Origin of the sequence: Aquimarina spinulae (genome assembly GCF_943373825.1) — a bacterium.
Taxonomy (GTDB): Bacteria; Bacteroidota; Bacteroidia; order Flavobacteriales; family Flavobacteriaceae; genus Aquimarina; species Aquimarina spinulae.
The window spans coordinates 33,375-46,573 of record NZ_CALSBP010000001.1; the positions used below are offsets into that span (position 1 = coordinate 33,375).

At 32.1% G+C, this 13,199-nt stretch carries 9 protein-coding genes; 1 reads left to right on the plus strand and 8 read right to left on the minus strand.

The genetic code is table 11. The annotated features are described in order from the left end of the window. Positions 1 to 93: 93 nt before the first annotated feature. Positions 94 to 1,743 carry a serine hydrolase gene (locus tag NNH57_RS00170; protein ID WP_074408583.1) on the minus strand — a complete coding sequence of 550 codons (1,650 nt, stop codon included), beginning with the start codon at positions 1,741 to 1,743 and terminating at the stop codon, positions 94 to 96. A gap of 219 nt (positions 1,744 to 1,962) precedes the next feature. Between NNH57_RS00170 and NNH57_RS00175 the strand changes: the two genes are divergently transcribed. Then, positions 1,963 to 4,224 (plus strand): S9 family peptidase, encoded by a 2,262-nt coding sequence (locus NNH57_RS00175; protein ID WP_108808454.1) that lies wholly within the window; start codon positions 1,963 to 1,965, stop codon positions 4,222 to 4,224. Positions 4,225 to 4,279: 55 nt separating this feature from the next. Here the strand turns inward: NNH57_RS00175 and NNH57_RS00180 are convergent, their stop codons facing one another. The 7 genes from NNH57_RS00180 to htpG form a co-directional block, all read right to left on the minus strand. Continuing rightward, positions 4,280 to 4,885, minus strand: a complete 606-nt coding sequence (locus NNH57_RS00180) for a MarR family winged helix-turn-helix transcriptional regulator (protein ID WP_108808455.1) — start codon at positions 4,883 to 4,885, stop codon at positions 4,280 to 4,282. Between the two features lie 72 nt (positions 4,886 to 4,957). Then, positions 4,958 to 5,221, minus strand: a complete 264-nt coding sequence (locus NNH57_RS00185) for a DUF2024 family protein (RefSeq protein ID WP_328515246.1) — start codon at positions 5,219 to 5,221, stop codon at positions 4,958 to 4,960. A gap of 7 nt (positions 5,222 to 5,228) precedes the next feature. After that, complete coding sequence (locus NNH57_RS00190) at positions 5,229 to 5,954, minus strand: hypothetical protein (RefSeq protein ID WP_108808456.1); 726 nt, start codon at positions 5,952 to 5,954, stop codon at positions 5,229 to 5,231. A 104-nt stretch (positions 5,955 to 6,058) separates the two neighbouring features. Then, positions 6,059 to 6,292, minus strand: a complete 234-nt coding sequence (locus NNH57_RS00195; RefSeq protein WP_074408188.1) for a thioredoxin family protein — start codon at positions 6,290 to 6,292, stop codon at positions 6,059 to 6,061. A 144-nt stretch (positions 6,293 to 6,436) separates the two neighbouring features. Continuing rightward, on the minus strand, positions 6,437 to 9,700 hold the full coding sequence (locus NNH57_RS00200; RefSeq protein ID WP_108808457.1) for a glycosyltransferase family 117 protein: 3,264 nt from the start codon (positions 9,698 to 9,700) through the stop codon (positions 6,437 to 6,439). Between the two features lie 102 nt (positions 9,701 to 9,802). Beyond that, positions 9,803 to 10,792, minus strand: coding sequence for a response regulator transcription factor (locus NNH57_RS26480; protein WP_279434191.1), 990 nt, complete (start codon positions 10,790 to 10,792; stop codon positions 9,803 to 9,805). A gap of 136 nt (positions 10,793 to 10,928) precedes the next feature. Further along, the gene (htpG, locus tag NNH57_RS00210; RefSeq protein WP_074408184.1) at positions 10,929 to 12,815 is read right to left on the minus strand and encodes a molecular chaperone HtpG; all 1,887 of its coding nucleotides are present in this window, start codon (positions 12,813 to 12,815) and stop codon (positions 10,929 to 10,931) included. Positions 12,816 to 13,199 lie beyond the last annotated feature (384 nt).

Here is a 13,199-nt window from a genome sequence, read left to right on the forward strand (position 1 = left end):
AGTTTGTGTTACAAGTATTAAAATTACTAAAACCAATACTTGAACAAACAGTTTTTAGGAAAAATGTAACAGATAGGCTAACTTCATAAAAAACTAATCAATACGTTTGGCAGGAGTTTTTTGTCCTCCTTGATTAAGTACAGCGCTAACCACTTTATTATTTTCTTTTATAAACTCTAGAGAAGCAGAGAATTCTTTTACAAAAAATACAGTTTCGCTTTCTGGATATATTTTGAAACTTTTTTGCCCTGTTGCTTGCGAAATCAACTGTCCGTTTTCTAAAGATATTGTAAGATTAAATCCTTCTTTGATCTGGTAAACCCCTACATATTGGCTAAGTATATTTTTTGATACAGTAATTGCCTTTTTGTCTGCAGGAATAGGCGCATTTGTTTTATACCCTTTAGATTCTTTAACTCTATTTTTAAAAATAGCTTCAGGTTTTTTACTATCTGTTTTAAACAAAATTTCAGAAAAACTATCCTCGAAGAAAAAAGTGTTTTCTGTTTTAGGAAAGATTTTGAATTTCTTACCGGCATCTCTTTGACTGTATAATTGACCATCCTTTAGGCTAATACTTCTTACAGCTCCATCTTCAAACTTATATACACCTGTTAGCTTTTTTAATGCTGAAACTGAAACATTTGTTATTTTCTCTTCGCCATATGGTCTGTCTATCGCTATTGCTGCAATACGAACTGTAATGTCTGTAGGGCTATTGCAGTTGCAATTGGTTAATATTGCAGCATGTACATCTTCTTCGGGAATATAAATCTGATAGGAGGTATATCCAAAGATGCCACCACCATGTTCAATTGTGGGTATTCCATTGATCTCATTTACACTCCATCCGTATCCATAATAGGTAGGTTTCCCATTATTTAGTGTTGTATTCTGAAATGCTTTTTTAATGGTTTCTGCTTTAATCAAAGTATTGGTGTTAACTGCATTTTGCCATTTATGTAAATCTTCTACAGTACTCATCAACGAACCGGCGGCATAGGGTAATGTCATGCTTAGATAAGCAGAATTAACATATCCTTCTCGAGTTTGATATCCCGAAGCTCTGTTTTTGATGATTTCTCTTTTACTACCATAGTATGAATTATTCATCGCTAATGGTTTGAAAATATTTTGCTCTACAAAATCCTCATAAGATTGCCCAGAAATTTTTTCAATTATAAAACCCAGGATAATATATCCAGAGTTATTGTATAACCATTTTTCGCCAGGATCAAAATCCATAGGTTCATTTTTAAAATAATTGATCAACTCTGTAGGAGTCATATCTTTTGCAGCGATCTCAGATAAATTCATAGAGGTGTAACTCTTAATCCCCGAAGTATGATTTAAGAGGTGATGTATTGTTATTTTTTTTCCATGTGTAGGGTAATCTGGGATGAATTTGGTGATTTCATCTTCGATGGTAAGTTTACCTTGTTCCATAAGCATTAAGATAGCTACCGAGGTAAATTGTTTAGTGATAGAACCTATTTCGAAAACATTATTAGGTTTCATAGGAACGTCGAGTTCTATATTAGCAAGCCCAAAAGCTTTATGATAAATAATTTTCCCCTGTTTGGCAACCAAAACAGTAGCGCCAGAGCCATCTGGTTTATACCTCTCTTGCAGAAGAGTATCAAATTTTTCTTCGAGACTTTGTGCAAAAGAGGAAAAAGAAAGAGCCGATAAAAATAGTAACATTACAAAGGCTGTGATTGATGAATGTTTGGTGATTTTCATAATAAGCTTTTTAATCGATTTATCCATATGACGCTCTAATACATTAATGGTTACAGAAAAAAAGAATAAGTATTTAACTAATTTATGATGAATGATGTAACAAAAAGTAGAATTAGGTTACTTACTATTTACAAACACTCTTAATTAATCAATAAAATCTAACACATAATGAAAACAAGATCATTAAAAGTATGGACCACCTTTATCGTGTTACTGTGCATGTCTTTTACCCAGTCGTATGGACAAGAAGTTACAGGAACTTGGAAAGGAAAATTATCGGTTCAGGGGGCAGAAATTCCTTTAGCATTTCATGTAGAAAAAACGAATGGAGCATTAACTGCAACAATGGATAGCCCATCTCAAGGAGCAACAGGAATCCCTATGGATACAGTACTTTTTGAAAACAATCAATTAACTTTAGCATTAAAAAAAGCAGGAGTTAAATATGTAGCAACTGTCGATGCAAAAAAACTTACAGGAACTTTTTATCAAGGCGGAATGGAACTACCACTAGAAATGGAAAAATCGGAAAAAACTATACCAGGTAACCCAGAATTGGTTACTACAGATTCTGCTCTTGTAGAATTAGGTAATTTGGATAAAGGGGATTATAAATATTCAGTCGAAGATTATTTTGCGAAACCTAAAGCCAGAACTTTTCGCTTTTCTCCCAACGGGAAATACCTTTCTTATAGAGAGAAAGATGATAATAAAAAAAATCATGTATATGTAAAAGAAATTGCTACGGGCAAAGTTACTCGTGTTATTGAAGAAAAAGAAGAATTGATTCGAGGATATGGTTGGGCAAATAATAACCGTTTGGTTTATGTAATGGATAAGGGAGGAAATGAAGATTATCATCTCTTTGCTGCAAATATTGATGGATCAGATCAAAAAGAATTAACTCCTTTTGAAGGTGTTCAGGTAAATATTCTTGAAGGTTTAAAAGAAGATGAAAATCATATGATCATTTCTATGAACAAGAATAACAAACAAATTTTTGAACCTTATAAAATCAATATAATTACTGGTGAGATTAAACAATTATTCAAAAATGAAGATGCTGCAAATCCAATTGCAGGATATAGTTTTGATAAAGATGGTAACCTTAAAGGATATGCCAAAATCAGAGATGGAGTAAACTTTGATTTATATTATGCCAAGGAAGAAGGAAAATATGAAATCATTAAACAGTTAAACTGGAAAGATACATTTTCTATTCTGAGATTTGATTATGCTACAGATAATCCTCATGATGCATACGTGGTTTCTAATCTAAAATCTGATAAGTCTCAAATTTACTTATACGATCTTAAGGCAGATAAAGTGATTAAGAAAATTTTCTCGAACGATAAATATGATGTATCTAGCCTTTCGGTGTCAAAAAAAAGAGGATATGAGTTAGACTACTTTTCTTATGAAGGAGAAAAGAGTATAATTGTACCCGTAAGTGATTATTATAAGAAATTACACGCAAAAATTACAACGAAGTTTCCAGATCATCAATACTCTATTGCGGATAAAACGGATGAAGAAGATAAATATTTAATTTTCTTACAAAGTGATAAATTATATGGAGTGTATTATTCTTACGACAACAAGACTGGCGAATTTAAATTGTTATACAACCTAATGCCACAGTTGAAGGAAAAAGATATGGCCGAAATGCGTCCAATTACTTTTACAAGTAGAGATGGCTTAACTATAAATGGATATATCACTTTACCAAAAGAAGCATTACAAGGAAAGAAAGTTCCGTTGATTGTAAATCCACACGGTGGGCCACAAGGTATTCGTGATTCATGGGGATTTAATCCAGAAGCTCAATTGTTTGCTAGTAGGGGGTATGCAACTTTGCAAGTTAATTTTAGAATATCTGGAGGGTACGGAAGAGAGTTCTTAGAGTCAGGATTTAAAGAAATTGGAAGAAAAGCGATGGACGATGTAGAGGATGGATTAAAGTATGTAATCGATCAAGGTTGGGTGAATAAAGATAAAGTAGCTATCTATGGAGGGAGTCATGGTGGATATGCTGTGTTGAGAGGGCTAACTAAAACTCCTGATTTGTATACCTGTGGTGTAGATTACGTTGGAGTTTCTAATTTGTTTACTTTTATGAAAACCATTCCTCCTTATTGGAAACCTTATTTAAAGATTATAAAAGAAATATGGTATGATGAAGATGTGGCCGAAGAAAAAGCTATCATGGAAGAAGTGTCTCCTGTATATCAAATAGATAAAATTAAAAAGCCACTATTTGTAGTGCAAGGAGCAAATGACCCCAGAGTAAATATAGATGAATCTGATCAGATCGTTAAAGCTTTAAGAGATAAGGGATTTGATGTACCTTATATGGTAAAATATGATGAAGGTCATGGTTTTGGTAAAGAAGAAAACTCTATAGAGATGTATAGAGCTATGATGGGATTTTATGCAAAACATTTAAATAATAAAAAAACAACAAAACCTGTAAAAGGATAAATTAGGTTTTTTAATTGTACATAACAACCTCCTGAAACTTGATTCAGGAGGTTTTTTATGGTTTTTCTTCAAAGTCAGCGCAATCTAATCTAATATCTACATCTTTAAGCTCTGTTTGTATGAAATTACAATAATGATTGTTATCATTTTTTTCATAGAATTTACAAGCATAGCAAGTTCTTTGTACAGATAATATTCCTGATCTGTTTAGCTGATAAATTAAAATGTTTATGGTCTTTAACAAAGACTCTTGTTCCTCTGTATTAAAACTTAAAAGTTGCTTCTTGATAGGATCTGCAAAATTTTCGGCTTCAGAAACATTTTTTTGTCCTTTTGGAGTTAAGCTTATGTAATAACTTCTATTATCTGTTGACGTCTTATTTTTGAAGATCATTTCTTTTTTTTCTAGTGCCTTAACAGCATCGCTAATTGTAGGTTTAGTTACATTAAACTCTTTTGCAAGATGACTTACTGTACATAAACCTTCTTTGTGATATGCAATAAAAATTATAATCTGTATCTGTATAGGACTTAAGCCTGCAGTTTTTGCGTGTTCCCATAACAACGTTCTAAAGACCTCAGAAATACGTTCCAGGCCAATTACAATTTTGCTATTGATATCTTTATGTTGAAATGATATGTCAAAAATACTTTTACTCATATAAAATGCTAAAGAGAAAGTATCACTTTCTCCTTAGCAAAGTTAGTAATCCTAATTATTTATTTGTCGTTTTTAGCAATTTTCCATTTCAATAATCGAATATCCTTTGATATGGATATCATTTATCATTTCAGGAGTTGCTTGTTCAATATGACAGAGTCTACATTCATTAGTAGTAATTTTCTCTGTCTTAAAGGGTTTAGTATCCAGGTAGTTTTCTCCGAATTTAAACACCATATCCTGATCTGTTATAGAATCGGGAACAAGTATGTCAAAATGCATTATGATCCCATCATTTCGTTGTACGTAAGTATCCCAAACGGCTATCTTCATCATTATAATATTACTTTGATTGTACGGAGTATGGAAGAGATAAATCGGTGCTTAAAACACTGTATACCTTGTACACCCCAAGCATAGGTTTATCTTTGATTTCTGTATTTACCTGCATATAGGCAGAAACAGCATCGAACTTAAAATCGGTTTTGTTGTTTATTCTATAATCTGGGATTACTACTTTAATGCTCGTTTTGTTGGTAATGACTTGAAAACCGGGTGAATCCATATACATAGGCATTCCTGGATTAGTAGGTGGTAATTTTACTGATGTGTCTGTTTTTTTGAATTGCTTTACCGATAATCCACCTTCGACCCGATCATCTTTATGAAGAACTACCCAATGTGGATGCCATATGATCCCATCGTTATCATAGGTAGAATCATTGTTCTCATCCCATAATGGGGTGTCATCAAAATCAGGATGAGATGTTAAAGCCAATGCTAGGATACCCTTAGTATCATTAAACCCAACATCTGTTGGTTTTAGAGTCGTGGGGAAAACATACCCCAAAACGGGAGCACCATGTAATTGTCCTGCCGGAGCTGGAGTCGTTTTTCCTGCGTTTCCTTTAACATTAATTTCCCAAATAGTGCTATTGATATTGGTATCGTGTATAACAGAAGCCTTTACTATTTGTAGATCATCAGTATTGTATTTTTTACATTCGTCACAGGCAATTAACGTACTGCTAAGTGCCATGAATACTATAGTTATAATTAAATTTTTCATTTTTTTTGGTATTGTTACTTAAAATGAGTCAACCGTGATCAATAATTGACTCATTTTAAAATTGTACTTATAATTAGGAATCCTAACTATTTGGATTAAAAAAATTAGCCTTTTACATCTGCCATAGAAGCTCCAAAGTTAATGTGTAGCACATTTCCATTAGATGTTAGTAGTGCAGGAACAGATTGAACTCCTGCTGTTTCGGCACTCTTGATTTGAGAACGATCCTCTCCTAAATGAACAATTTCTACATTGTCTGATCCGATTAGATTAACAATATCATGTTCTGCACTAATGCATACTGGGCATCCAGCATGATAAAAAATTGATTTACTCATTTGTATATATTTTAAAGTTATGCAAAATTGCAATGCAAATATAGTAAGGAATCCTAACTAAAAAAAGATTTTATAACTTTTTAATACGATTAAGAGAGAATTTTTTCGATTTGAAAGAACAATTAAATTAAAATTTAGTGTTTTTTAATCTTTAAACGCTCTATTAGAATCCTTGTCTTCCAGTTCATGTTCAGGTTTTTCATTTAGGTAGTTTTCCTCATTGTATAAACGAGAAAATAGTTTAATGTATTGATTAAATTCATCGACTTTATTGTCTATTATTTCATTGTCCTTATATATAAATAATATATCTACTAAGCTTCTATAATATTCTATGTTTGTGACAATCTCTTGAGCATATTCATATTGTTCTTTAATAGATAGGTTACCATAATATGTTAACTGTTCTTGATATTTTTTTGCCAATGTATTCCATAGATCTCTAGCTTTTTTCTTTTTCTCTAACCGATAGTATCCAGAAACGAAAGGCCTTAGTAAACTATAATACTCGTAGTGTTGGACTGGTATTTTTTCAATTCCCAAGTCCAGAATTTCTTCTGCCTTTGTTCTTTTTCCTTCATTAATTAATGTTTCAGCCAGTCTGCTTATACTACTTCTATAACTAATTCCGTTTCTTCGAGTCTGTGGATCATGATAGATATTTGGATTTTCCCCATTTCCCCAGCTCCAATTTTTAACAATAGGATACATTACATCGGTATTAATTCTACCCATTTCATATGGATTGTCAGGGTCTATTTCTGTTCGAATAGGTACTAATTTATACACCAATCCATCGAGTTGTAGATATTCTTTCATCCATATATAATCGTCATCACCAAAACTACCTCCCGAAAAATATATTGGTCTTTCCCAATTATTATTAGCGATAATATCCAGCATTAATAAACGATGTTTTAATATATAATCTCCTTTTAGATGGATATCTATATAAGGAACTATTTTATCGGCATCTTTGGGGTGAACAATACCATTTTTAAGTACAGCTTCTTTATCTACAGGAATTCGAATATGTTGAGAGGGAAAAGTATTTACCTTCTTTCCACTTTGAAGATCCCCTTTGGTTCTGGGGTCACTAGACTCGATCCATCGCAACCAATTTTTTATTAGCATTGTATCGTTTGTGATAGGTTTATGATAAATAACATCGTTATTTCCATATCTATAAAACTCATGTAGAAGTTGTGAAGGGATGGGAGCACTTTTATATGCAGCTCTTTTCATTTGATCAATGTACCAATCGGTGGTTAGATAAGTGGTTACTATTACTCTCACATCGGTTCTATATTCCTCAATATCTTGTATGTACCACAAAGGAAATGAATCATTATCTCCAATTGTAAATAAAATAGCATCTTTTTGACAAGATGATAAATACATTTTTGACATAGATTGGGCTGTATATCGATTAGAACGATCATGATCATCCCAATTCTGTTGAGCAAGTATAATAGGTCCTGCAAATAAGCAAAGAATTAGTATAATTAAGGATGTCATTTTAAAATTTACTACGTTTTTAAGGGTATCAAATAGTGCATATACACTAAACCCTATCCAAATGGCAAATACATAAAAAGAACCGACCAAAGCATAATCACGTTCTCTTACTTCAAATGGTTTTTCATTTAGATATATTTTTAAGGCTAATCCTGTGAAAAAGAAAAAAATGAATAGCACCCAGAAGTTTTTTTTGTCTTTTTTGAATTGAAATGTAAGCCCTATAATTCCTAATAGAAGTGGTAAAAAGTAATAGGTATTACGCGCTTTGTTTTTGAGAACATCACTGGGTAGATGCTCTTGTAATCCTAGGTGTATTTCGTCAATAAACTGTATACCACTTAACCAGTTTCCGTTTTGATTCGTCATTTCTCCCTGGATGTCATTTTGTCTTCCCACAAAATTCCACATAAAGTATCGCCAATACATATAACCAATTTGATAGCTAAACATGAAGTTGATATTATCTCTGAAAGATGGTTTTTCTATATTGAAGTAATTGCCAAAGGATTTAAGAAACTGGTCATAATCTTTATTATCTCTTTTACCTGTAGCATATTCTCGTCGGAATCTGGTCACTGCATCAAGCAATTTTTTTTCATTACTAAATTCGGGTTTGATTATGAACTTAGGTGGCTCCGAAAATTTCATATAATTAGGAATATGCTCTAAGCTCCACATCCTTGGGAAAAATCCTTTGTGGTTATCGTCGAGATTTTGTCTTGCGTTTTTCCAATCATTTACTATAATGTATTTCCCTGTTTTTTCATCTTTTTCATATTTTGGGATACCGTCTTGATACGGTTTTTTTTCATCCAAGGATGCATAAGCTTCTGTGTATTGAGGACCATAAAACAGGTAAGTTTTTGGGTATTGTTCTAAGTTATAATACGCCAATACTTCTCTCGCATTATTTGGATTATTCTCATTAATTACGGTACCTGCATTTGCACGAATTGGAAGCATGATCCAGCTAGAAAAACCAATCAGAATAAAGAGTATAGATAGGAATAGGGTATTAAGAAAGCGATACTGCTTTTTTCGAGTGTATTTTAATCCGAAGTAAAAGATAATTGCAATTATTAACCCGGCAATCAAGGTTCCTGAGTTAAAAGGTAAGTTAATATTATTAATAAAGAATATCTCAGAAATACCAAAGAAAGCAAGTATAGATGGTAGTAATACTTTAAAAATGAAGACCAAAATGGCGACTACTATGATATTGGCACAAATAAAACTCTTTGTATTAATGTTTTTATAATTTTTAAAATAGTATAATAGGCCAATAGCTGGAATTGACAATAATCCCATAAAGTGAACACCGAAAGATAATCCAACGATAAAGGATAGTAATAATAGCCATTTGTTTCCTCTTGGTAAATGCATATCTCGCTCCCATAATAACCCCAGATAGAATAGAAGAGATAAGATACAAGTTGCCATGGCGTATACTTCGGCTTCTACTGCATTAAACCAAAAACTATCTGTGAAGGTAAATGTTAATGACCCCATTAATCCGCTACCTAGTATTGCAATTGTTTTATTTATGGTAAGAGTTTTATCCTTTGGATTAAGTTTTCGAACAAGATGAATAATAGACCAAAACATAAATAGAATGGTAAATGCACTGGCAATAGCAGAAGTACAATTGAGTATAAAAGCAATTTCTTTTGGATCAGATGCAAAAATTGAAGCAAATGCTCCAATCATTTGAAAAAGAGGAGCTCCCGGTGGGTGTCCAACCTGTAGTTTAGAGGAAGTAGATATGTATTCTCCAACATCCCAAAAGCTATTAGTAGGTTCTACAGTAAGTAAGTAAACACTTAAAGAAATTATAAAAACTACCCACCCTGTTATTCTATTGCATTTTTGAAAACTAAGTTCTGTCATTTATTTTGATCACAATTTTATGTTATGAAATCAAATAAATGTGAAAATAAATATCCAGGCTATTTTTAATGAGCCGAATAAGGTACTAGTACGGGTATGATTTTATTTTTTGAGCAATAAATCTTGCCTGCTAGAGATATTTAACTTGCTGTAAATGTTGGTGATATGTGTTTTCACAGTGCTTAGGCTTATAAATAATTCGTTTGCAATTTCTTTATTGCTTTTTCCTGATATGATGAGGTTTTTTATTGCTTTTTCTTGCTTGCTAAGAGGTATTACTTTAGAGGTTTTTGATTTTTTCCATGATTTTACAGCGATCAAGACTAATACAACAATAACAAGAAAAGCTATACCATTCACCCATAAGCTTACTTTATATTTATGGTTAACGATTTCCCGAGTAATAAAATTGAGTTTATTTTCGAGATATGCATATGTAGAAGGATCAAGTTCACTGGATTTTAATTCTTTTAGAAAACTTAAATAATATTCTGGATTAGCTTTAGCATCTTTTTCTAATAGGTTTTGGTCATCTAGTTTTTTAATGCCAATAAGTTTTACCAAAAGTATTTGTAAAGAATCTTTTACATACCCTTTGGTTTCTATAAGGTATTGTTTAGGATCAAAATCATCGGTTAGATTTTCATATTTGGCTTCAAACTTTTTTAATTTTTGCCACTCTAAATCGGCGGAATTACTTGTGGTATACTCCCCAAACATCGTTTCTCCTTTAGAAAAGTAAATGGTATCTTTTTTAGAAAGTATAAATAATTGAAAGTTCTTTATCTTGTTTGAAAGCTTATTTTTTTCTTCGGCAGATATAGGGTTAAGTTGTATCTTATAAATACGTTCTTTTGAAGTAAATAAGTCTTGATCAAATGCAAAAAAACCTTCTTCTGTTAAAGGAGTTGACGCAATTGTAGTTGTACGGTAGGTATTGGTGGTTTCTTCAAGTTCAATTTGACTTAGATGCACCAGTTGTTCCCATTTTTTGGGATCTTCTATACGTACATGACCAGAAACACAATTTTGCCCAAACATGTTTAGATTAAGTAGAAATAAGAATATAAAAATACTGTTCCAGTTCTTCATTGCCATAGTGTATTGAAGGTATCGTTACGAATGTAAAATTTTTGTGGTTTAAAACAAAGTATGATATAAAAAAACCGCTTCGATGTATATTTAACAACGAAGCGGTCCAATATCTATAAGTATAGCAGTCTAGCTACTATTTTATCATATCGTAACTACGTTTAATAAAATCTGTTAATTCTTCTCCTTTTAATAAGTTTTGAGAGAGTCTTGCCAAATCCAGAGATTGTTTTATTAAGCGTTCTTTTTTCTTATCTGTTTTGGTAGCAGCAATTTGTCCAATTAGTTCATGATTGGTATTAATAATCAAATTGTACATTTCTGGCATATTACCAAACATATTCATTCCTCCTCCACCAGTTTGTTGCATCTCTTTCATACGACGCATAAACTCTGGTTGGGTAATCATGAATGGAGAAGCATTGCTATCCATAGCTTCTAATTGTACAGTATATGTTTCTTTTGGAACTACTTTTTCAAGATCAGCTTTAAGTGCTTCTTTTTCTTCATCAGATAATTTAGAGATGGTTTCTTCATCTTTTTTGATAAGATTGTCAATGTGGTCACCATCTACACGTGCAAAAGAAATATTTTCTTTACTGGTCTCCATTTTTTGGATCAAATGAGAAACAATAGGAGAGTCTAAAAGGAGTACTTCGTATCCTTTATCTTTGGCAGCAGAGATATATGAGTGTTGTTCATCTTTATTAGAAGCATAAAGAAGAACGAGCTTACCATCTTTGTCGGTTTGAGCGTCCTTAATTTTTTCTTGTAATTCTTCAAAAGTAAAGAAAGAACCATCTACTGTTGGATATAATGCAAATTTGTCAGCTTTTTCGAAGAATTTATCTTCAGAAAGCATTCCGTATTCGATCACAATTTTAATATCATTCCATTTTTGCTCAAAATCTTCTCTATTGTTTTTAAACATAGAGCTTAGTTTATCAGCAACTTTACGAGTGATATAACTGGATATTTTCTTTACATTACCATCGGCTTGTAAATAAGATCGAGATACATTAAGAGGGATATCGGGAGAATCAATTACACCACGAAGCATAGTAAGGAATTCTGGTACAATACCTTCTACGTTATCTGTAACAAATACTTGATTTTGATATAGTTGTATCCTGTCCTTTTGTATGTTCATATCCTGACCCAGTTTTGGGAAATACAGGATCCCGGTTAGGTTAAAAGGATAATCTACATTAAGATGGATATTAAAAAGAGGCTCTTCAAACTGCATAGGGTACAATTCGCGATAGAAACCTTTATAATCCTCATCTTTTAAATCGGCAGGCTGTTTTGTCCACGCAGGATTAGGATTATTGATAATGTTATCAACTTCTTGAGTTGGTGCAGGATCTTCTTCTTTAGCATCCTCGGGTTTTGGTAATGTTTCCGTTTTAGTACCAAATTTTATAGATACTGGCATGAATTTATTGTATTTCACCAATAACTCATTTATTCTACCATCTTCAAGAAACTCGATATCATCTTCGCTAATATGCAGAATGATCTCTGTTCCTCTTTCTGTTTTATTATGTTCCTCTATACTATAGGTTGGAGACCCATCACAAATCCAATGTGCAGCGGGCTCATCTTTATAGGATTTTGTAATGATTTCTACTTTGTCTGCCACCATAAAAGCAGAATAGAACCCAAGACCAAAATGCCCTATTATTCCAGAATCTTTAGCACTATCCTTATATTTTTCCAGAAATTCTTCGGCACCAGAAAAAGCTATTTGGTTAATATATTTCTCAACCTCTTCTGCGGTCATACCAATTCCTTGGTCGATAATATGTAATTGTTTTTTGTCTTTATCTACTTTAATCTCGATAAGTGGATTCCCATATTCTACTTTAACATCACCAATACTTGTTAAATGTTTTAGCTTTAAAGTTGCATCTGTTGCATTCGAAATGAGTTCTCGTAAAAAAATCTCGTGATCAGAATACAAGAATTTTTTAATTAATGGAAAAATGTTTTCTACAGATACATTAATACTTCCTGTTGCCATTTTTATATTGTTTTTAGTTTAATTGTCATCTTATGGTGTGGTGTATTCAAAAAAAATACCAATAGTATGTATCTGCCAAACTGGCACTGAAGTAAGTTTTTTTCATATCTGTTGTAATGATTTGTTGACACAATGGACTAAGGATGTAAATGGGTTTTTTTGAAGTATATAATTTGTTTACAATTCAATATATAAATGCTATGAATATTGGTTTAATATGCATAGCTAATTTAGGAGGGAGAAACTTTGCTATGAGAATAAATACCCTAGAGTTGTAAACTGTATAAATTCTGATTCGGCGATGGTTTTTACTATCGCCATCAGGATGTTTGGTTTTGAAAAAGATTAAAAAATAAAATACTTAAAAATATATCAATCATATAT

Bases quoted from the DNA above. Each gene is read 5' to 3' on its own strand.
- NNH57_RS00170 (WP_074408583.1), bottom strand. From the start codon at position 1,743: ATGAAAATCACCAAACATTCATCAATCACAGCCTTTGTAATGTTACTA.
- NNH57_RS00175 (WP_108808454.1), top strand. From the start codon at position 1,963: ATGTCTTTTACCCAGTCGTATGGACAAGAAGTTACAGGAACTTGGAAA.
- NNH57_RS00180 (WP_108808455.1), bottom strand. From the start codon at position 4,885: ATGAGTAAAAGTATTTTTGACATATCATTTCAACATAAAGATATCAAT.
- NNH57_RS00185 (WP_328515246.1), bottom strand. From the start codon at position 5,221: ATGATGAAGATAGCCGTTTGGGATACTTACGTACAACGAAATGATGGG.
- NNH57_RS00190 (WP_108808456.1), bottom strand. From the start codon at position 5,954: ATGAAAAATTTAATTATAACTATAGTATTCATGGCACTTAGCAGTACG.
- NNH57_RS00195 (WP_074408188.1), bottom strand. From the start codon at position 6,292: ATGAGTAAATCAATTTTTTATCATGCTGGATGCCCAGTATGCATTAGT.
- NNH57_RS00200 (WP_108808457.1), bottom strand. From the start codon at position 9,700: ATGACAGAACTTAGTTTTCAAAAATGCAATAGAATAACAGGGTGGGTA.
- NNH57_RS26480 (WP_279434191.1), bottom strand. From the start codon at position 10,792: ATGAAGAACTGGAACAGTATTTTTATATTCTTATTTCTACTTAATCTA.
- htpG (WP_074408184.1), bottom strand. From the start codon at position 12,815: ATGGCAACAGGAAGTATTAATGTATCTGTAGAAAACATTTTTCCATTA.